This window comes from Helicobacter muridarum (genome assembly GCF_000765805.2).
Classification (GTDB): domain Bacteria; phylum Campylobacterota; class Campylobacteria; order Campylobacterales; family Helicobacteraceae; genus Helicobacter_A; species Helicobacter_A muridarum.
In genome coordinates this window covers 108,911-129,189 of the sequence record NZ_JRPD02000003.1, presented here as the reverse complement: position 1 = coordinate 129,189, position 20,279 = coordinate 108,911, and the positions used below count along the sequence as shown (strand labels likewise).

General features: G+C 31.8%; 19 protein-coding genes and 2 pseudogenes. 12 read left to right on the top strand and 9 right to left on the bottom strand.

Annotation, left to right across the window (positions count from 1 at the left end; all coding sequences use genetic code 11):
• The first annotated feature begins 9 nt into the window (after positions 1-9).
• Positions 10-2,124, top strand: coding sequence for an extracellular solute-binding protein (locus LS73_RS02440; protein ID WP_233708805.1), 2,115 nt, complete (start codon positions 10-12; stop codon positions 2,122-2,124).
• 18 nt (positions 2,125-2,142) lie between these two features.
• Complete coding sequence (locus LS73_RS02435; protein ID WP_034558430.1) at positions 2,143-3,075, top strand: hypothetical protein; 933 nt, start codon at positions 2,143-2,145, stop codon at positions 3,073-3,075.
• Positions 3,076-3,150: 75 nt separating this feature from the next.
• On the opposite strand, the gene LS73_RS02430 is transcribed toward LS73_RS02435, so the two are convergent.
• Both LS73_RS02430 and LS73_RS02425 read right to left on the bottom strand, forming a co-directional pair.
• On the bottom strand, positions 3,151-3,552 hold the full coding sequence (locus tag LS73_RS02430) for a hypothetical protein (protein ID WP_034558432.1): 402 nt from the start codon (positions 3,550-3,552) through the stop codon (positions 3,151-3,153).
• Positions 3,553-3,713: 161 nt separating this feature from the next.
• Positions 3,714-4,661, bottom strand: a complete 948-nt coding sequence (locus LS73_RS02425; RefSeq protein ID WP_104692139.1) for a hypothetical protein — start codon at positions 4,659-4,661, stop codon at positions 3,714-3,716.
• 156 nt (positions 4,662-4,817) lie between these two features.
• Here LS73_RS02425 and LS73_RS02420 point away from each other — a divergent pair, with 156 nt between their 5' ends.
• Positions 4,818-5,933 carry a Cj0069 family protein gene (locus tag LS73_RS02420; RefSeq protein ID WP_034558160.1) on the top strand — a complete coding sequence of 372 codons (1,116 nt, stop codon included), beginning with the start codon at positions 4,818-4,820 and terminating at the stop codon, positions 5,931-5,933.
• 1,057 nt (positions 5,934-6,990) lie between these two features.
• On the opposite strand, the gene mqnE is transcribed toward LS73_RS02420, so the two are convergent.
• Complete coding sequence (gene mqnE / locus LS73_RS02415; protein WP_081955580.1) at positions 6,991-8,103, bottom strand: aminofutalosine synthase MqnE; 1,113 nt, start codon at positions 8,101-8,103, stop codon at positions 6,991-6,993.
• Between the two features lie 150 nt (positions 8,104-8,253).
• Here mqnE and LS73_RS02410 point away from each other — a divergent pair, with 150 nt between their 5' ends.
• Both LS73_RS02410 and LS73_RS02405 read left to right on the top strand, forming a co-directional pair.
• Positions 8,254-8,469 (top strand): 4Fe-4S binding protein, encoded by a 216-nt coding sequence (locus LS73_RS02410; protein WP_034557851.1) that lies wholly within the window; start codon positions 8,254-8,256, stop codon positions 8,467-8,469.
• A 24-nt stretch (positions 8,470-8,493) separates the two neighbouring features.
• Positions 8,494-10,020 carry a Ppx/GppA phosphatase family protein gene (locus LS73_RS02405; RefSeq protein WP_034557850.1) on the top strand — a complete coding sequence of 509 codons (1,527 nt, stop codon included), beginning with the start codon at positions 8,494-8,496 and terminating at the stop codon, positions 10,018-10,020.
• A 147-nt stretch (positions 10,021-10,167) separates the two neighbouring features.
• Here the strand turns inward: LS73_RS02405 and mnmA are convergent, their stop codons facing one another.
• From mnmA to petA, 5 genes and pseudogenes are all read right to left on the bottom strand, one after another.
• Positions 10,168-11,214, bottom strand: coding sequence for a tRNA 2-thiouridine(34) synthase MnmA (mnmA, locus tag LS73_RS02400; RefSeq protein WP_104692138.1), 1,047 nt, complete (start codon positions 11,212-11,214; stop codon positions 10,168-10,170).
• A gap of 669 nt (positions 11,215-11,883) precedes the next feature.
• A pseudogene (locus tag LS73_RS10595) lies at positions 11,884-11,979 on the bottom strand (cytochrome c1); the annotation flags it as partial.
• Positions 11,980-12,390: 411 nt separating this feature from the next.
• Positions 12,391-12,834: pseudogene (locus LS73_RS10590) on the bottom strand (c-type cytochrome); the annotation flags it as partial.
• An 80-nt stretch (positions 12,835-12,914) separates the two neighbouring features.
• Entirely contained in the window at positions 12,915-14,150 is a 1,236-nt protein-coding gene (locus tag LS73_RS02390) for a cytochrome b (RefSeq protein ID WP_104692136.1), read from the bottom strand.
• A gap of 9 nt (positions 14,151-14,159) precedes the next feature.
• Positions 14,160-14,675 (bottom strand): ubiquinol-cytochrome c reductase iron-sulfur subunit, encoded by a 516-nt coding sequence (gene petA / locus LS73_RS02385; protein WP_034558306.1) that lies wholly within the window; start codon positions 14,673-14,675, stop codon positions 14,160-14,162.
• A gap of 231 nt (positions 14,676-14,906) precedes the next feature.
• On the opposite strand from petA, the gene LS73_RS02380 reads away from it, so the two are divergent.
• From LS73_RS02380 to LS73_RS02370, 3 genes are all read left to right on the top strand, one after another.
• The gene (locus LS73_RS02380; protein ID WP_034558308.1) at positions 14,907-15,728 is read left to right on the top strand and encodes an NAD+ synthase; all 822 of its coding nucleotides are present in this window, start codon (positions 14,907-14,909) and stop codon (positions 15,726-15,728) included.
• A 21-nt stretch (positions 15,729-15,749) separates the two neighbouring features.
• Positions 15,750-16,196 (top strand): GNAT family N-acetyltransferase, encoded by a 447-nt coding sequence (locus LS73_RS02375; RefSeq protein ID WP_199768432.1) that lies wholly within the window; start codon positions 15,750-15,752, stop codon positions 16,194-16,196.
• Between the two features lie 183 nt (positions 16,197-16,379).
• Positions 16,380-16,694: an SMR family transporter gene (locus LS73_RS02370; protein ID WP_034558309.1), complete on the top strand. Its 315-nt coding sequence runs from the start codon at positions 16,380-16,382 to the stop codon at positions 16,692-16,694.
• Positions 16,695-16,840: 146 nt separating this feature from the next.
• Here the strand turns inward: LS73_RS02370 and LS73_RS02365 are convergent, their stop codons facing one another.
• Positions 16,841-17,023 (bottom strand): hypothetical protein, encoded by a 183-nt coding sequence (locus LS73_RS02365; RefSeq protein WP_034558312.1) that lies wholly within the window; start codon positions 17,021-17,023, stop codon positions 16,841-16,843.
• 88 nt (positions 17,024-17,111) lie between these two features.
• Between LS73_RS02365 and LS73_RS02360 the strand changes: the two genes are divergently transcribed.
• From LS73_RS02360 to LS73_RS02345, 4 genes are all read left to right on the top strand, one after another.
• Complete coding sequence (locus LS73_RS02360) at positions 17,112-17,399, top strand: hypothetical protein (protein WP_034558314.1); 288 nt, start codon at positions 17,112-17,114, stop codon at positions 17,397-17,399.
• A 15-nt stretch (positions 17,400-17,414) separates the two neighbouring features.
• On the top strand, positions 17,415-18,146 hold the full coding sequence (gene purN / locus LS73_RS02355; RefSeq protein WP_034558315.1) for a phosphoribosylglycinamide formyltransferase: 732 nt from the start codon (positions 17,415-17,417) through the stop codon (positions 18,144-18,146).
• A 73-nt stretch (positions 18,147-18,219) separates the two neighbouring features.
• Positions 18,220-19,146, top strand: coding sequence for a hypothetical protein (locus LS73_RS02350; RefSeq protein WP_034558316.1), 927 nt, complete (start codon positions 18,220-18,222; stop codon positions 19,144-19,146).
• Between the two features lie 175 nt (positions 19,147-19,321).
• The gene (locus tag LS73_RS02345) at positions 19,322-20,233 is read left to right on the top strand and encodes a PDC sensor domain-containing protein (protein ID WP_034558317.1); all 912 of its coding nucleotides are present in this window, start codon (positions 19,322-19,324) and stop codon (positions 20,231-20,233) included.
• The last annotated feature ends 46 nt before the right edge of the window (positions 20,234-20,279 follow it).

The following is a 20,279-nucleotide window of genomic DNA, read 5'->3' as shown; positions in this document are numbered from 1 at the left end:
TGGAAAAATATGATTAAAAGTAAGTTAAATAAAATGCAAAATCTAAAGAATCTAAAATTTAATATCATATCACCTACTATTATAATTACTATGCTTATATTTAGTATAGTGAATAGTGTAGGAAAAGCAAATACATTAGATTCCAAAAACATAGAAAATATTGCAAATCAACACAAAAACATAAATCAGAACATGCAAAAAGATCAAATCTATACATGCTATAGCGCATTATCTATGGACAACAAACCTAAACATATAACAGCAAAACATCTACCATACGCAAATCCAGATGCCAAAAAAGAAGGCACTTTTAAGACTATGGCAATTGGCGGATTTGATAGCTTAGATTTGTTTGTGCTAAAAGGAAATAAAGCAGATTCATTAAATCTAATTTATGATAGCTTAATGACTCAAAGTCTTGATGAACCCTTTGCAATATACCCATTGATAGCCAAACAAATATGCCTAGCTAATGATAAAAATAGCGTTAGATTTCACATTAACGAAAAAGCAAAGTTTAACGATGGAATACCAATAACCGCAGAAGATGTGAAATTTAGCTTTGATATGCTAATACAAAAAGGAGATCCAACATATGCTATCTATTATGCCGACATAAAAGAAGCAAGAACTATAAATAAACACATAATTGAATTTAGATTCAAGACTAACACAAATAAGGAATTACCATTCATAATATCCCAACTATATGTTATACCTAAGCATTTATATGTAGACGCACAAGGAGAAAACTTCTTTGGCAAACAACCACTTAGAATCCCAATTGGAAGTGGTCCATATAGCATAGATAAATTTGAAGTAAATAAATTCATAACATATAAACGCAATAAAAACTATTGGGCAAAAGACCTTATGGCAAATAAGGGAGTATATAATTTTGATAAAATTGTAGTTGAATACTATAAGGATGAAAATGTAGCATTACGCGCATTTTTGGCTGGAAGCTATGATTATCGCTTTGAGAGAAAAGCAAAGTCATGGGCAAATGACTACGATGTAAAGAGCTACAAGGAAAGAAAATTTAAAAAAGTTGAGCTTTTGCATGGATTGCCAGCGGGAATGCAGGGATTCTATCTCAATACAAGAAAAACAATCTTAAAAGATAAAGCCTTGCGGGAGGCAATCATGCAATGCTTTGACTTTGATTGGACTAATCGCTACTTGTTCTATTCGCAATATAAACGCACAAAAAGCTATTATGAAAATTCCGAATATGCTTCGAGTGGCTTTTTGCTAGATTCCCAAAATAAAGCAGAGGTGATAATTTTAAAAAAACTTGGAATACTGGAGGAAGTTCCAGATTCCAAATCTAACATTGCTACCCAATCTAACATCACTAATAGTTCAAATACAAAAAATAAAAATGATGATAGATTGGATAGTCAAATAAATAATTCTCAACATAAATATATGAGTAACTCCAATAGTTCTAAATTACTTATTGCTAAAGATTATTTAGATGATATAGATTCTCGTATACTAACTAAGAGTTATCCTATTCCATCAACACTACACCAATCCAAAAGAGAGAATCTAAAATACGCTAAGAGGCTCTTAGATAACGCGGGCTATAAGGTGGTAGATAATGTATTAGTAGATTCAAATGGAGAAACTGTAAGACTTACGATTTTGCTCAATACGCCATTATTTGAGAGAATTGTATTACCATTTAAAAAAAATCTAGCAATTTTAGGAATCCAACTTGATATTTCAGTTGTAGATTCAGCACAATATGAAAATAGAATAAAGAAATTTGACTATGACATAATCGTAGGTGTAATTCCACAAAGCCTATTCCCAGGCAATGAGCAAGAGTATTTTTTCTCATCTAAGAGTGCTGATATATATGGATCAAGAAACTTTTCTGGAGTTAAAAATAAAGCTATTGATAAACTCATTGATATGCTAAATAAAACACAAAACCATAATGAGAGAGTAGCAAATATTCGCGCAATAGATAGAATTTTGCTATGGGGATTCTATGTAGTGCCACACTATTATAGCCAAAGCTTCCGTATAGCCATAAAAAGCAACATAGCTATGCCAAATTTTCCTCTGTATGGCTCACCATTTAGCGCGTATTATTATTGGTGGTATAAATAACACAGAATGGAGCAAAGCATGAAACAACTAGTTTGGATTATATTATTCGCAATTACAATTATGATGTCATTCTCACAAAAATCCCTATCTAATACTTTCAAAGATTATAATAGCCAATCAAGCCAAATAGATAACAATGAACCAGATTGGAGTAGAGATAATGAAATCAAAATAAGCGCAAATAATCCTACTTTTGAAAACAATAATAAAAGCACTAATGGTTTAGACTTGGGAAATATAAATATTGGATATCTTGCTATGTTTAGCTTTTCAAACTTTGAGTTATTAAATATCAATGGTATAAACTTGGGATATGAATATCTGCATAGCTTTGATATATTGCAACTAAGGGCTTATGCTAAAAGTAATTTTGGATATACATCATCTTCTGTTAGCGGGCTACAAAATAATATAAAATCATCTATAGTATCAGGAATAATAGGAACAGAAATAAGCCTACCAATAAAATCTAAGCAAACATCATACTTTATCATTGGGCTAAATAGTGGATATAGCTCATTACATCCTACATCTAATTATTTAAGTCAGCAATATCTAGGAGTCGATTTTCCATACAAATGGGTTGTATTTCGCCCATTTTTAAAGTCATCATTTTATATAGCAAGCACAGAAAAAGCAGGAAGTATCATTGGAATATATATTGATTTGGGATTACGTACATTTGCTACATTTAAACGTGGAAATGCCTATATTGACATAGCAATAAGAAGAGATATAAAAAGAGGTAGCAGCAATGAAACTATTGTGCTAGCGGATTTACAATCATTATCTATGCAGGGAGTAGCTACATCAATAGATGTTAGAGGTAGTGCGCAAGTAATAAGTGCAAAATACATAAAAATGCAAGGAGATGTAGGCGTTACTTATAACTGGAATTATTATAATATTGGCATCTATGCTATACTAAACTTTCTAATATCATTTAATTAAACATGTTTAAGATTCGCTATCTATTGAATTTTCCATAACAAAAAATTAGATAGAAATTTTTAATTCTAGTTTACTTCAATAGTTATTTGCAATTATAAGAAATGTCCCATATCCGTGATATTTTGGCTTAATTACCAATGTATCATATCCAGCATCTATAAAGCTAGAGCTAATATCTTTTTCTAATTCATTAGAAGAATGGCTTAATAGCACAAAGATTTTTCTACATTTTACATGCTCTTTAGAATCTATATGCAAATCTGAAATCTCTCTAAATACCCTGTTTGGTAAAGATAACCCTTCAAGGAAACTATAATACTTAAAGGCTGGATTTGCGCCATTATAGACAAAAAGACAATCATTAGAATTAAAATCCTTACTTATACGAAGTATTAACTCGTGAGTTTGCTGTATATAATATTCACGTTTGTATAGATTCTGCCAATATCTACATATATCTACAATCATTAATAACATGATAAAAATTGCCCAAAAATTCCGCCAATAAATGCCCTTGCAAAATTGAATAATAAAAGCAAGTCCGCACGCGCATAGCAAATAAAAAAATCACACTTAGATATAAAGAAAGCCTACCACCAATAATACCGCCATGACCAAAAGGATATATTCTACATATACTAAGAAGTATAGCAATAGCTAGGATCACAATACAAGCTACAAATATATCTTTGTAATTGCAATATAGCCAATATAAACCCAATGTAGAAATGAATATATATAGGTAATACTCTTGTCTTCCCAAATGGAGTATAGCCAACAAATATATCTAGTAGAACTTCTGAAATAAACTTGGGATAAGATAAAATATCATGTGGCAAGAAAAAATTATCCCAATATTCATAGAATCCACTCACAGCCTGATACCTTATGTATCCTAGATAGTAAATTATAAATACAAATGGTATAACTAAAATATACAGGAAATTTTTCGAAATAAAGCTTTTTAGATTATATATGTTACGATATAAATAAGCACAAAAAAAACCAAAAATTATAAAAATTATAGTATTGGAAAAAAAGATTAATATAACACTAAATAAAGAAAAAATCTTAAAATTCTTACCTGATACGTATATATATGTAAGCAAAAATGCCACAAAAGCTTCTATTCCATATTGTTTAAACTCAGTTGAATAATGAATTAACCCAAGTGAACCAGCACAAATTGCCACAAAGGCACAAGAGAGGCAATCACCCCCCCCCCCCCCATAGATTTTATTAGCAATCTTTAGGGATAAAATAAGTGAGGCAATACCGCAAATAAGCGGAAAAAAATAAAGACTATATTCAGAATATCCAAATAATAAGCAAGCAAGCTTGATAACAGCTAAAAATCCAAACGGAGCAGCTTGAGTATAAGGCAGTGGAGAGAAGAATATATCGCTAAAATCTATCTCATATAGCGCAGCACTAAGCATAGCCTCATCAAGCCACAAATCTTTATGAAAAATAAATTGAAATATCCTAGCAGTTATTGCAACTGCTAGAATCAAAATACTTAAGTACTTCCACATTATATGATTATCTATAAGATTTGAGTTACATAATTTGTTAAGAATTGACATTAGACACCACAAATAATTAATTTTTCATTTGAAATGATAGAAAATTATATAAAACAAGCAAATATTGATCAAAAATTCATAAAATCAGGCACACTAACATGCAATAATGCTATAAAATGTGTTATAGTTGCTAATATACTTTATTTAGGAGGCATTATGAAAAAACATATTGTGTTTTTTGAAGCAGTAGGCGGTAGCGATAAGGGCAAAGATGGGCATAGAAAAGACACTGTGCCCATGATGGACTATCTCAAAAAACTTGGTTGGAGTGCTGAAGTCGTATTCTTTACTGATGAGATTCTAAAAGATGAGACAAAGAAAAATGAGATTTACGAATATGTCAAAAAAGGTGCTGACGCGTATGTTTCTCGTGTGAATCCTGGAAATCTAAAAGAAGAAAAACTCTACTTTGATGTATTACGAAAACTTTGTGCTGATGGGGTAATTGGTATGCCACACCCTGATGCAATGATTGGCTATGGCGCAAAAGATGCCTTGACAAAACTCCGCAATACAGAACTTGTGCCAACAGACACTTTAGCATATTATGACCCAGCAGAAGCACAAAGAATTGGCGTAAAATGGGAAGCAGGTGGTGAACACGATTTTAAGAAAAACTTTCCTAAGACTTTAGCAAAGGGCGAGAGAGTTTTGAAACAAAATCGCGGTTCAACAGGTGAGGGTATTTGGCGTGTGCAAATCAAAAACCCAAATAAATATAAAGGCGTGAGTGAATTACCACTTGATGCAGAGATTCGCTGCACTGAAGCGGTAGATAATCACGTAGAAGAGCGCAAACTTGGCGAATTTATGGATTTTTGTGAAAAATACCTCAAAGGTGATAATGGAATGCTCGTAGATATGACTTTCCTGCCTCGTATCAAAGAGGGTGAGATTAGAATCCTTATGCTTTATAAAGACCCTATTTATGTTGTGCATAAAAAACCAGCTGAAGGTGCGGATGCATTCTCTGCTACACTCTTTAGTGGTGCAAAATACCGCTATGATAAACCAGAGCAATGGAGTGAACTTGTAGGCTACTTCCTAAGCAATTTGCCAGAGATTAAAACAAAACTTGGCAATTATGACTTGCCTTTGATTTGGACAGCAGACTTTATCCTTGATACAGACGCAAATGGCAAAGACAAGTATGTTCTAGGTGAGATTAACTGTTCTTGCGTAGGCTTTACTTCTCCGATAGAATTCCTTGACAAAACTGCTAGAAAAGTGGCAAATACAATCATAGATATAGTAGAAAATTCAAAATCATAATGTTCATTTGATACATTACAAAATAGATAAATATAGTTGTTATTAGTTTTAAAATATACAAAATCGTAAATAGACATTTCTTAATAAGAGCAATTTATTTTGCCTTGTTACAATTTCTTATTCTTTTTATAATCCCAAATAAGCTTATTAGATGGGCTTAGTCGCTATCTGCACAATGGATTATTCTTTTTGCTAGATTGCCTATACAAATCATTAAAGATTGTTTTAACATTCTTTAAACTAACTTTATGAATTATACTCAAGACTTATCAAAATAATAATTATTGATATATGGTAATAAGTAGATTTTATATCTTAGCTTGTAAATTATACGGATATATATTTATCATTACTCAAGCAAATTAATTTATACATTATTTATTTTGGATTTTTAAGCAAACAGCAATCACTATTCATAAATCAACCCTACTTAAAAAGTCGTGATAGCAACAAACTAAAGCTAAATATTGTTAGCCAACTGATAGACTTTTTTGTTTAGAATCTTAACTAGGCTAATTCCTAACCCAAAACGACTGGAAAGAAGTCTCTGTGCTCCAAAAGGGAGGTTGGAACTGGAAATTGAATATAATAAATATTATAGTCAATTTTTGCCTAAGAATACAAACCGCCTAAATGGAGGTAAGCAATTCATCTCCTGCCCCAAGAGGTGAGAATTTTCTTGCTTGAGGTTTTGATAAATAGAATCACTTTGTAGGTTTCTGATATATTAAAGGCAACCTTCAATTTCATTCACAGAATGCTACAACATATATCAAAAACGTAAACACTAGCCAATGCTAAATATTATATCAATATATAGGCAATTCATGCCAAGCAAGAAAAAGAAGTTTTAATATTTTTAGTATAATCATAGTTTATTGTTTTATATCACTTCAGTAATGCATCAATCAGCGTAATAGCTCCTTATCATCTAACTATATACAACAAAACCTTGCTAGTCAAATTGCAATTAAATTGAACTTTATTCAGACATGAAATCCAATACATAAAATAACCAAAAAACCTTTATTTTAACATTTAAAAAAACCTAAAGATTCTAAGATGCCTTTTGATAGCTATGCAATTCATTATATAGACTATCGCGTTCTACTGGAACAAATCCTGCATTTTGAATTTGATATATCATCTCTTGCATAGAAACGCCATTTTTACTCTTTGCTCCAGCGGCTGATTGTATACTTTCATTTTCTATTGTGCCATCCATATCATTTGCCCCAAATTCTTGCGCCACCATTGCAAGATTAAATGATATAGAAGCCCAATAAGCTTTAATATGTGGAATATTTTGAAGCAATATCCTAGCAATAGAAATAGTCTTCAAAATCTCTTGCCCGCTAAGGCTGTCTTTAACCTTAAGAAAATTATTAAATCTTTGATAAAGCAATGGGATAAAGGCATTAAAGCCTCCTTCCTTATTATTAGCTCTATCTAGTGAAGTCTGTGCTGCCCTTAGTCGCAACATATGATCTATTCTATGATGACGAGATTCTATATGACCAAAGAGCATAGTAGCATTGCTCATCTTTCCCATACTATGCCAATATTTATGCACCTCAAACCAACGATTCGAATTCGCCTTACCATGGCAAATCTTTTTGCGAATTTCTTCATCGAAAATTTCAGCTCCACCACCAGGCAAAGAATCAACTCCAGATTCCAACAAATCTTCTAATACTTTTTCTAATGGAAGATTAAATTTCCTTGTAAGATAATCAACCTCGGCTCCACCCATAGCCTTTATATGCAAATTTGGCAATGCCTTTTTAATAGTGGCAAACATTGATAAATAATGATCATAATTATAATCTGGACTATGTGCAGATACAATATGCACCTCTTTTGCCCCACGATTATACGCGTCTATACATTGGTTTAGAACTTCATCAATACTCATACTGTATGGATTTGGATTCTTTCTACTCGCAGAGAATGCACAAAATTTACAAACATCAGCACAGATATTTGTAGGATTTATATGCCTATTGATATTAAAAAAAACCTTACTACCATATCTATCCCTACGAATAGAATCTGCAACCTCACCCAATGTAAAAATATCATAGTCATAGAGTTTACTAAGCTCCATAATGCTTAAACCATCAATATTGTCTTCTGCTACCAATGAAAGTATATCTTTAGATGACATCATAGAAACCTTTATGTTTTTTATTGTAATTATAATCTCAAACATTCAAGTTATTAAAAGAATATCAAATTTTTTAAAGCCTTAGCACAATAAGACAAATAATCCTTAATATTTTTAGCTACAATTTTCATACAATAATTCTTAAGGAAATATATGCTCTTCATAAACCATAATTGTATTGCCTGCGATGCGTGTAATGAAGTATGTCCAACTAGAGCAATTAAAGTTGCCGATCCAATCTACACAATAAAACAAGAACATTGCATTATGTGCAACGGTTACACCTCAAATCCGCAATGTATAGAAGTATGCCCTATGGATGCAATCATGTATTCAGATTTGGAGAAAAAGGCTCATAGCAATATCTAATTACACAATCATTTAAGGATATATATGGCTAAAGTAACAACAGTTATTGACATAGGTTCAAACTCTGCTAGAATGGCTATATTTCAAAAAACAAGTCGATACGGATTCCATTTAATACATGAATTAAAATCAAAGGTAAGAATTTCAGAAGGAAGCTATGAGCATGATTCTTATTTACAACCCCAAGCAATGAAAAGGGCACTAATTGCACTAAAAAATTTTAAACAAGTAAGTCAATCATTTAAAAGCCGAAAACTAATTTGCATAGCAACTTCTGCTATAAGAGATGCTCCAAATAATATGGAATTTATAAGAGAAGTAAAAAAGGAATGTAGCATTGATATAAAAATTATCAATGGTACAAAAGAAGCATTTTTCGGTGCTATAGCATGTGCAAATTTAATACACAAAGCAAGCGGAATCACAATAGACATAGGCGGTGGAAGCACAGAGTTGGCTTGCATTAATAACAGAAATATAAAAGACATGGTATCTTTGAACCTAGGCAGCATTCGACTAAAAGAGTTATTTTTTGATCATAATAAAATCGAAGAAGCATATAGATATACAAAAGAATATGTAAGAACAGGTAGTAAATCAATCATTGATTTTTGTCATAAGTCTGGGCTAAACGATGAACTAAATGTTTTTGGAATCGGTGGGAGCATAAGAGCATATGCAAAGTATAAAATGAGCAAACTATCATATCCTCTAAATTTTTTACACGGCTATGAGCTAAACGCAAAAGATATTATCCAAGATATAAACAAAATCGTTCATGCCAATACACAAGAATTATTAGATATGGGAATAGAAAATAGTAGGATAGATTCTATTCGACCGGGACTACTCATTTTGCAAGTCATATTAGAGGAATTACAAGCACATAAGCTAATTATTAGCGGTGTTGGTGTGAGAGAGGGGGTATTCTTAAATGATATGTTAAGGAATCAAAATGGTATACTTCCAGTCGGATTTAATCCAAGCGTAAGATCTCTTCAAGACATATTTCTGATAAATGTTAATGATTCTAGGTCTATCTATAATCATGCAAAGAAACTTTTTATACTGTTTCAAAAGCATCTATCGCAAAGACTAGATCTAAAATTTGAATATCTATATTATCTAAAGGTAGCTAGTGAACTTTATAATATCGGGGCAAATTTTAACTTCTATCAAGCGCATAAACATAGTTCATACATTGCCCTAAATTGCTTGAATTATGGATTCTCACATCAACAAAGATATACAATAGCAACATTACTAGAAACTTCACACAAGAAAAGACCAAAACAAATATCGCAATCATATATAAATTTATTACCTAGTGATTATGTTTTACAAGTGCTTAGTTTCACATTAGCAATAGGTGTAACTCTTGCTAAACAAAAAGAAGCTATTTTTAATATACAAACCGATATTATGGATTCTACTTTGATTATCAAACTATATATTGAATCATGCTCATTGCCAACACAGCAGGCACTCCTAGATATAATGCCTCCAAGACTAGAATCATACGATATAAAAATGGAGATTCTAATAAATTAAATTTATATTACCATGTGAATTGGCTATAAATATTTGCTATACAATTTACATAAATTTAAAAAGATATTTTCCAGTCTAATAGTTTTTAAAAAGATTTGATATAATTATATATTTGATGATAAGTAATTTAATAGAGCAATAAAATCTCTATTCGATAATAACACCGCCGCCTAAAACTATATCATCTTGATATATAACTAGTGCTTGACCCTTTGCTACACCATAGACTGGTTCCTCCAAAGATGCTATGATCTTATCATCGCTAATAACAATCTTAGCATTACTGGGCGTGCTACGATAGCGCACTTTAGCTTTAAAGTTACCTCCATCAAAGCTTCTAGGCAAAGACTTATTAATGGCGGTTACATGAAAAGTCTTCAGATCTTCCTTGCTTCCTACAACAATTTCATTTTTGCTAGGATCTATTTTTAGCACAAAATGAGGCTCATGAGCACCCTTCACATTAAATCCTCGTCTCTTGCCAATGGTATATTGCATATAGCCTTTATGCTCACCAACAACATTGCCATTAGTATCACGTACAATTCCACTTTGATTTACGTTTATATGTTTTTTTAAAATATCAATATAATCAGTTTCTACAAAACAAATCTCTTGAGACTCTTTATATGTATCCAAGCTGCCCAATATTGGCAATGCTTCAAATGCCCTTGGCTTTACATCTTCTTTAAGCATATCACCAAGTGGGAAAATGAGCCTGTTAATTGCATCTTGAGAAATTGCATAAAGAAAATAGCTTTGATCTTTGCTCTTATCAACTGCTTCTTGAATCCTCTTTATTCCATTTATCTCACTAATACGAGCATAATGTCCTGTTGCAATATATTCACAACCATTTTGCAAGGCAATATTAAGGGCTATGCCAAACTTCATTAATGGATTGCATAAAGCACAAGGGTTTGGAGTTTCCCCTCTTTTATATGATGAAATAAATTCGTCATAAACAGATTTTTTGAATTCATCTCTAATATCAATAATTTGGAAATCAATATTTAAAAAAGAAGAAACTTTTTCACAATTCTTTATAAAAACTTGATGTTTATTTTTCTTGTCATGAAGTTTTAAATAAATCCCCATAACCTCATAACCTTGTTGTTGTAATAGATATGCAGAATAAGAACTATCAACACCGCCACTCATTAATAATGCAACTTTTTTACTATTTTGTTTCATAGTCTATAATCCAATATAACATAATAATAAATTAATAATATGTATTGTAACACAACAAACACAATTTACACTAAACTATCAAAATAACATAGCAAATGAACAACAAAACAAATATTATTAAAAACTAACAATAAACTCACAAAACTTGAAGAAAGTATTACAAAAATAGTATTAAGTATAGCACCATATAAGTGCTAGAAATATTGCAAGTATAAGCTAATAGACTAGATAAATTATATGCTAGTGTAAATCTCTCCATATTTTAGATTTCCACATATATGCGATTAATGATAACAATGCAAAGAAAGCTATAATCCATAGCCCAAGTGAATCACGTTCTTCTTTCTTGCTATCTCCTATAGTTTGTAGATAATTGACAACCTGTTCTTCTGCCTTTTGTGTCAGTCCCACTCTTGGCATAGATTTACCAAATGGCATAACTCCCATTTCTTTAGCCATATTAGTATAGTCATTATCACTTTGCCAAGAACTTTTAGTTGTATTGGCTGGTAGAGATATATGATAGTATTCCGCTCCTCTTAAATCAATTTTCTCATATTCATTATTTCTTTGCTCATCGCTCAAATCAGAAGATAATGCAGCCTTATCTTCTTCTCTCTTATCCTTTACAAGCTTATTAATAATTGCCTGTTGAATTTCAATAAGTGGAACTCTTTGAGGATTATTGATAAATTCAGATAATTCATGAGCACCTTTAGCCCGAATCATCATTGACAAATCTGGAGGATTATTGCCTAAATATGACTTAATCATATCTGAACTAGTCATAGCTTGCAAGCCATGTTTGTTAAATGTTGATTCATAAAGCGAATCTCTTAACAAAGGAACTAAACCGTAATCTTCAATAGTTTTATTGTTTATATTGTCATTTTGTTCATCAATTTGAGCTTCCGTAAGGGAGTTTTTCTCTTTTGATTTAGCATGAGCTAATAACAAATTTAAGAAAGATGCTTCATCTTCGCCAAGATTGTTCATGAAAGATTCTTCACCATATTTTTCAACCTTAGCAATAAGAGAAGCAACACTAGCATTATGAGCTGCATAAAATTTTGAATCATATTGATTCTTATCATATACGGCAGAATGACATCTATTACAGGATTCTATAAATACCTCTTTATCACTAAGCTCCTTAGGCGCAATATACCTTAAATAAGCCACAATGCTAGATATTTCATCATCGTTTAATATGCCATTAAACGCATTCATAGGGTAAGTTTCCTTACCCTCATTAGACGCTTCACATGCAGACATAGAACCATCATCTAATCCATCACAAGATACCTGAAACTTGGAATCTAATAACGAAGCTCGAACAGGGTCTTTGATAAAATGTGCTAAAAAATTAGGATCAAATATCAAACCAGCATTTGATAAATCTGGAGGTACAACACCACCATCATTACCTGCTGGCTGAATAGATTTTGGATTACGTTCATTAAATACAGTTTCTAACTGCGAATTTAATGTATGACAAGAAACACAATTATCAGCAAATAACTCTTTACCTGCTTGCACATCACCCAAATCTACATTAATCTTGCCAAACTTATCCAAATCTTTAAATTGGTAATCGCTAGGAGCAGTATCAGGATGCATGGCATGGTGTGCCAATGGTTCAACACCATAATACATCACTCCAATAATAAAAGCAACTATAATAAATATCTTTATCTCTCTCATAGGTTATCTCCCTGCTTATTTTCTTTCATAGTTACATAAGGCAAGACAACAAACAATAAGATAAGAAAGCTTATAGAGGCTACTAATCCTACATATTTAGCACTACCCTCTGGTGGCAACTTGCCATATACCGTTAATACAATCAGATCAATGATTAATAATATAAAAAATAACAAGAATCCAGGTCTTTTGTGAGCTGGTTTAACAACATTACTCCTATCAAGCCAAGGTAATAATAAAAATACCACTTGCGCAATACCAAAAAATACCAAACCTAGATTCGCACTAAAGAATATCCCACGTAATACTTCATAACTCCAAAGGAAATACCACTCCGGATAGATATGAGGAGGAGTAGCAAGAGGATTAGCCCTCTCAAAATTGATAGGATCCATAGCAAAATCAAAATGATAACAAACCAAAGCAAAAAATAGAATCATAAATAAAGAGATTATAAAAATATCCTTACATAGAAAATCAGGCCAAAACCTAATAACCTTAGCTCCTCTTCTATCGCCAGCCATATACTTAGAAGCTTCTGCCTCAAAATCAATTTCTTCTCCATCTTGATTATTTACATGTGGGGTTCTAAGAGCATAAAAGTGCACAGCTATCATACTTAAGATTACAACAGGCAATAAGAAAACATGCAACATAAAAAATCTAGTCAATGTGGAATCTGCTACCACATAATTACCACGAACCCATTCAACAACATCACTACCAATCAAAGGAATACCTCCAAAAAGATTGGTAATAACAGCCGCAGCCCAATAACTCATCTGCCCCCAAGGTAACATATATCCGCTAAATGCTTCTGCAGAGAATACAACAAAAAGTATCATGCCGCTAATCCAAATCATCTCGCGCCCATTTTTATATGAACCATAATAAATGGCAACGAACATATGTATATATATAATCACAAATACCATACTAGCAGCAACAGCATGTATATGTCGCCACAACCACCCAAATGCTACTTCTTGCATAATTGTATAATTCACAGAATCATAGGCTAAATCTGCATCTGGTTTGTAATACATAAGTAAAAATATACCGCTAATCACCAATAAACCAAATAATGCAGTTAGAACTACGCCCATAGCCCAAAGCCAATTAATATTTTTTGGAATCCAATACTTAGTCATCATGACTTCAAAAAGTCGATTCGTTGAAAGCCTTTGATCAAACCAATCAGCCAAATTTTTAGCCTTCCTTATGTGAGCCATAACTACTCCTTAAGCTTTGCTTGAGGCTTTTACCATAGCCTCATATTCAATGCCGCTCTCGCCTAGCACAAGAGTTGTATCGCCTTTAATTATAAATGGAGGTATATCAAAAGGACGAGGCGGTGGAGTGCCAGCTACATTTACGCCATCACCTGTAAATTGTCCACCATGGCATGGACAATGAAAAAGCTCTTCATTTGTCTTCCAATTTGGAATACAACCCAAGTGGGTACAAATTTTGATTCCAATGCTATAGTGAGAATCTCCCAACTTAAAATCCCTATCAGGAGATATACTATCCCCTGACTTCTTTTTCATTATATATACAGGCTTACCGCGCCATTGTGTATCTCTTATCTCACCTTCTTGCATACCATTAACATCAACTGTAGTAAAACCAGCAGACACCACGCTAGGAAGAGGGTCCCAAGTTTTTTTCATAGCTACAAGGGCGGCAATAGCACCAATACCAGCCACTCCGCCAAGAGTCATGCCAAGAAAATCTCGCCTTTTGACATCAGCCATTATTATCTCCTTCAATAAAGAATAAAAAGAGTTATAGTCCATTGAAAATCTATGCTTATGATTCTCAAAAACTTTTAGATTCTAGTCAAAAAACACTTAAAAAAATATTATATTTTCAAATATGATAAAGTTTTTCTATACATAAATGCACGGCTATACAAACTTATCAAAAATTTAGCCCATTCTGTATATATACATTAATTAAATTACCATTTATAATATGAGGAAAATATGCACTCCATTACAAATAAAGATAAGGGATTAATAATTGATTTTTTAAGAGATTGTGTTGCAAAAAGAGGATTTAAAAAAGTTATTTTGGGACTTAGTGGAGGTATTGATAGCGCAGTTGTAGCTGCGCTATGTAAAGAAGCATTTTCACAGTCAAAAGACAATAAAGAAAGTATGTTAGATGTTAAATGTAAGGTTATTCTAATGCCTTCTCTTAGCTCCTCACAATCAAGCATTCAAGACTCGCTAGAGCTTTGCAACAAACTAGACATAAGTTATGAAATTTTACCGATTAAGGCATTTGATAGGGCATTTTGCGAAAATTACCCAAATCATAGTCCACTTGCAAGGGGTAATTTTTGCGCTAGGATGCGCATGGCAACTTTGTATTATGTCTCACAAATGGAACAGAGACTAGTCATTGGAACAAGCAATAAATCTGAAATAATGCTTGGCTATGGAACTATATTTGGAGACTTAGCATGTGCGATAAATCCTATCGGAAATCTATATAAAACTCAAATCTATCAATTAGCTCAATTATTAAATATTCCAGAATCTATCATAAATAAGCCACCAAGCGCAGACCTATATCAAGGTCAAAACGATGAAAATGAGCTAGGATATAAGTATGTTGATATTGATAGATTCTTAGAATCTTATGAATGCAGTAATCACAAAAGCAATGAAGAAAAAATAGGCTATTTAAAATCCATTTATCCAAACGAAATGGTAGAAAGCCTTAATAACAGGATTTTAAATAATGCCTTTAAAACAAGTCCAACAGAAATATTTTTTCCAAATTTTAAAGACACAAAGTAATTTACAAAGAGGATAAGCAATATGCTGCTAAGAATTATGACAATACAAGACTATGATAATATCATGGCGTTGTGGAAGAGCATCAATGGATTCTATATTCGCGAGATAGATGATTCTAAAGAAGGTATAAACAAGTTTCTTTTAAGAAACCCACACACAAATGTCATCGCAATAGAAGATGATAAAGTTGTTGGAACTATCTTGTGTGGCTATGATGGTAGATGTGCTTATTTTTACCACGTATGTGTAAAACAGGAATATAGGCATAAACATATAGGTATGAGTATGGTAGAGTTTTGTATTGAGGCATTGAAGAAAGAAGGTGCAACTCATATCAATCTAATTGCATTTAAAACAAATAATATAGGCAATATATTTTGGCAGGAACTAGGTTGGCAAAGCAGAGATAATGCAAATCTATATGAATATATATTAGATTCTAATAATAGCAAAGTTAAAAATAAATAATATTATTATATTTATAGTCTATTTAAGATAACGAATTTTGCCTATATCTAATTGCATAAATGTTTATATAAAAATACTACTTGTGATGATATTTTGTGATAAATCTAAATCTAGTTTACTCTTTATACAAAACTATGGTATTCATAAATATTATAATATTAATATTCGAAAATAGAGGTTATAATGAATTTTTTACTAATTGTTATGTCAGGCATATTTGACATACTAGCTAATCTTTCGTTACAAAAATCCGATGGATTTAGACAGAAAACATGGGGGATATTAGCATTAATACTTGTTGGCATTGCATTTTTATTGCTATCTATTGCAATAGATAATGGTATGGATCTACCAGTAGCCTATACATTGTGGGGTGCAATAGGCATATTAGGAAGCGTAGCTGGAGCGTATTATTTTTTCAATCAAAAGCTTAAACTAATTGGATATGTTGGTGTCGTACTTGTAGTAATAGCAATAGCTTTGTTGCAACTAAATTAAGTAAATGTAGTTAATAGCCCCTTGATTATGCAATTATTGCCATCACAAGGTTAATCCATATTAATTATGTAAATCGTTAAACTATTAGATTCTGTGGTTATATACATTGATGTGCTATATTTGATATTAAGAGTATAGTTATCTTATTACCTTATTTTTCCCTTAATGTTTGTGCAAGACTGCTTACATTTATCTCCGTTACATACAGTATCACATCTTTTGCCAACAAAGCTTCCTTTAGCCTCATTTTTAGCGCAACCACTAAAACCTAACATTATCAAAAATATGATAATGCAAAAAGTCGATCTAAAAGAATTAATATTCTTCATGCTTTATCCTTAGTTATAGTTTGGAATAAGTTAACCATTAGCAATAAATATTCCAAAATTATATATAATTCTAATAAAAGGTATAAATATGAAAAGAACATCGCATAAAGGGGAATCCAATAAAAATTTTCAAGATTCCAAAGATAAACAGTTACAACAAGAAATTCATGCCCTAGAGACTCAAATCCTTGATATGTTTGAAGTATCATTTTACTTTGCTGGGCTAGATCTGAAGTATCTCTCTAAAGCTTTTGAATATTATATAGGACTTTTAGATAATGAAGAATCGCAAGAATACACAGCACAAAATATCATCTCCTTGATTGAAAGAATAAGGCGAGATAAGCCGGAGTGGTTTAAAATAGTCCAAAAATAAATTAATGGAGGTAATATGATTTCAATTGTCGTTATAGCAAGTGGAAATGGCTCAAATATGGAAAATATAGCCATAAAACTTCATGATAAAACGTTGACTACGGCATTAAGAGAAAATGGATTGTCGCTAACAAAGAGTAGCAAAAAACCAAATGCAAACTCATATCAGGCACAACAACAAAAAATAAGTGCAGATATGGTCATGGATAATATGAAATCTAAGGATAAGACCTTACAAATCGTAGGAGTGATTAGCAATAAAAAAGATGCTTATGTTATAGCTAGAGCAAAAAAGCTAAATATACCAACATTTATTATAGAATCAAATGGTAAAACAAGAGAAGATTTTGAAAATTTGCTCTACTATAAATTATGTGAAATAAAGGCTAACAACGGTTTAAAATATGTGCTTTTAGCTGGCTTTATGCGTATTCTTAGCCCATCTTTCTTTACTAGAAAGCTTGATTTTAAAATACTAAATATACATCCAAGCTTCTTACCTCTGCACAAGGGCACAAATGCCATAGAAAAAAGCTTTGTAGATTCAAATGATTTTGGTGGGGTTACAGTGCATTTCGTAAGTGAGGAAGTAGACAGTGGAAATATCATCTTGCAAGAAAAGATTCCAAAGATTCCAAACGAAAGTCTTGAATCATTTGCCACTAGAATCCACGAGCTAGAACATAAACTATATCCACAAGCACTACTTATGACAATTAGTCAAAATATCGACCTAATAAGAATGTAGCTTCTGTTAAGAACTACATAATATTTTGCTCACATATTCATAGCATTGTAAGCACTTTAGGAGAGACTAACCAATGAAGACTAGTATAGATAAAATCTTAGCATTATTAAATAGATATAATACAAGCATATCATATCTATCTCAAATTATAGGCAAAGATAGGCGCACATTAACAGGTTGGTTAGAAAAAGGAATCGAGCCAAGTTATGACGCAAAGAAAAAGATATGCGATTTCTTTAGATATCCATATAGCATATGGGATTGTGATGATAATGAATTTGCTATTATGCTTGAAAGTCTTCCAACTCAAGAAATTAACATTATAGACAAAGGATATGAAGGTGCACTAAGCTATATACTAGAACAAGAAAAAACAAGTCGATTTGTAATACAGCCAAGATTTCCAGGTCCTACATATCGGGATTTTGTTGCGAAATCTCCCTATAAAGCCTCTACATCAGAAGAAGCAAAAAGACTTAGAATGGAACGTAGTAAGAGAATCTTAGATTACAGCTTCGTATCACATGAGTGGTATTCTTTAGAATCATTGCTACGATTTGCATTTTCTCCTATTGGGAATTTTTTCACAAAAAAACAAAAAATTCTCATATTGCAAACAGTATATGAAACATTTCATGATAATTACAATAAACATTTATATCTATTTGATTCCCATGCCACAAAGGTATTTGGCATGGATACAATATATATTTCAATAAACAAAGACAAGGGTATTATGTTTTTCAAAATGCCAATAGATTCTCTAATAGTAGAAGTTTCAAATAAAGCATTGGTAGATAAAATGTTTAAGCATTTTTCTTCTAAACAGCAAACACCAAATCATATTCCACCATTTTACTCACCACAAATTATTCAAATGATTTTAGAATCCCTGCAAAATGATGAATCCTTACTTGACTTCTATTGCAAAATAAACAATAATACATCATTCGGAAAATTATTTGCAAATCAAATAGCACCAGAATCTCTAAATTCATAATTTCTTAACTTCTTTTACTTATTCAAACAAGGCAAACTAAATACTATAGCATTTGAGCAACTAAAAAATATTAACTAAAGGCTTAGATTACTAGTTAACCCATCATCCCAGACTGCAAATTATAGTTGATTTATATATGTATAATTTCAAAATTAATGAAATATTAGGAGATATTATGTTATCAAAGGACATTGTAACATATTACAATATTAGACATGAGTTACGCGCATATATGTGCTATCTTTTTACCCAAAATATCAGAAATTTCATGCCAAAAACGAGCATTGAAACAGTCATTAATGGATTAAAGAGAATCAAAGATGAAATCAATGATTTTGATTGTATGTATGTATTAGATAGCAATGGAATCCAAATTAGCGACACATTCCAAAATAAAGGATCAATACCAAATGAAAACAAGGATTTCTCCCAACGTGCTTATTTCTATGAAGCATTTGAAGAAAAGAGATGCATTATTACTAACCCTTATCCATCTAGAATTCATGGCGCACTCATAGTTACTGCAGCATATCCGCTATATAATCAAAATGGTGAATTGCTATTTGTAATTTGTGTTGACATACGTCTGCAAGATGCAATCAAAATTAGCTCTCCTAGCTGGTTTTTTGGTGCATTCAAAAACTTCAGTATAGCAATGTATTTTATATTTTCTCTTTCATTAAGCATAGTGGCAATCATGCTTATGATTGAAGGTGTAGTAAAGTTTTTCTCAGAAGATATATTAACTTTTAATAATTTCGACATCAAAGAAATATTTGAATCTACAATACTATTAACACTAGCACTAGCAATATTTGACTTAGTAAAGGCTATATTCGAGGAGGAAGTGTTGGGTAAAAATGTGAGACAAAAAAACCATACTGTGCATAAAACAATGATTCGATTCTTAGGCTCAATTATAATAGCCCTAGCTATTGAAGCATTAATGCTTGTATTCAAATTCACTATATCGTCTCCAGAAAAGCTTCTATATGCAGTATATTTGATTAGTGGAGTAGCAATTCTGCTTATAGCATTAGCTGTATATGTTAAGTTTGCTTATAGTATTCAAAATAGCAAAGAATGATTAAACCTAGTAGTTAGCTTTGATAGATTGATTCATGTTATAATGC

Excerpts from the sequence above, each read along its gene's own strand:
- LS73_RS02440 (WP_233708805.1), top strand. The coding sequence starts at position 10 with ATGATTAAAAGTAAGTTAAATAAAATGCAAAATCTAAAGAATCTAAAA.
- LS73_RS02435 (WP_034558430.1), top strand. The coding sequence starts at position 2,143 with ATGAAACAACTAGTTTGGATTATATTATTCGCAATTACAATTATGATG.
- LS73_RS02430 (WP_034558432.1), bottom strand. The coding sequence starts at position 3,552 with ATGTTATTAATGATTGTAGATATATGTAGATATTGGCAGAATCTATAC.
- LS73_RS02425 (WP_104692139.1), bottom strand. The coding sequence starts at position 4,661 with ATGTCAATTCTTAACAAATTATGTAACTCAAATCTTATAGATAATCAT.
- LS73_RS02420 (WP_034558160.1), top strand. The coding sequence starts at position 4,818 with ATGAAAAAACATATTGTGTTTTTTGAAGCAGTAGGCGGTAGCGATAAG.
- mqnE (WP_081955580.1), bottom strand. The coding sequence starts at position 8,103 with ATGATGTCATCTAAAGATATACTTTCATTGGTAGCAGAAGACAATATT.
- LS73_RS02410 (WP_034557851.1), top strand. The coding sequence starts at position 8,254 with ATGCTCTTCATAAACCATAATTGTATTGCCTGCGATGCGTGTAATGAA.
- LS73_RS02405 (WP_034557850.1), top strand. The coding sequence starts at position 8,494 with ATGGCTAAAGTAACAACAGTTATTGACATAGGTTCAAACTCTGCTAGA.
- mnmA (WP_104692138.1), bottom strand. The coding sequence starts at position 11,214 with ATGAAACAAAATAGTAAAAAAGTTGCATTATTAATGAGTGGCGGTGTT.
- LS73_RS02390 (WP_104692136.1), bottom strand. The coding sequence starts at position 14,150 with ATGGCTCACATAAGGAAGGCTAAAAATTTGGCTGATTGGTTTGATCAA.
- petA (WP_034558306.1), bottom strand. The coding sequence starts at position 14,675 with ATGGCTGATGTCAAAAGGCGAGATTTTCTTGGCATGACTCTTGGCGGA.
- LS73_RS02380 (WP_034558308.1), top strand. The coding sequence starts at position 14,907 with ATGCACTCCATTACAAATAAAGATAAGGGATTAATAATTGATTTTTTA.
- LS73_RS02375 (WP_199768432.1), top strand. The coding sequence starts at position 15,750 with ATGCTGCTAAGAATTATGACAATACAAGACTATGATAATATCATGGCG.
- LS73_RS02370 (WP_034558309.1), top strand. The coding sequence starts at position 16,380 with ATGAATTTTTTACTAATTGTTATGTCAGGCATATTTGACATACTAGCT.
- LS73_RS02365 (WP_034558312.1), bottom strand. The coding sequence starts at position 17,023 with ATGAAGAATATTAATTCTTTTAGATCGACTTTTTGCATTATCATATTT.
- LS73_RS02360 (WP_034558314.1), top strand. The coding sequence starts at position 17,112 with ATGAAAAGAACATCGCATAAAGGGGAATCCAATAAAAATTTTCAAGAT.
- purN (WP_034558315.1), top strand. The coding sequence starts at position 17,415 with ATGATTTCAATTGTCGTTATAGCAAGTGGAAATGGCTCAAATATGGAA.
- LS73_RS02350 (WP_034558316.1), top strand. The coding sequence starts at position 18,220 with ATGAAGACTAGTATAGATAAAATCTTAGCATTATTAAATAGATATAAT.
- LS73_RS02345 (WP_034558317.1), top strand. The coding sequence starts at position 19,322 with ATGTTATCAAAGGACATTGTAACATATTACAATATTAGACATGAGTTA.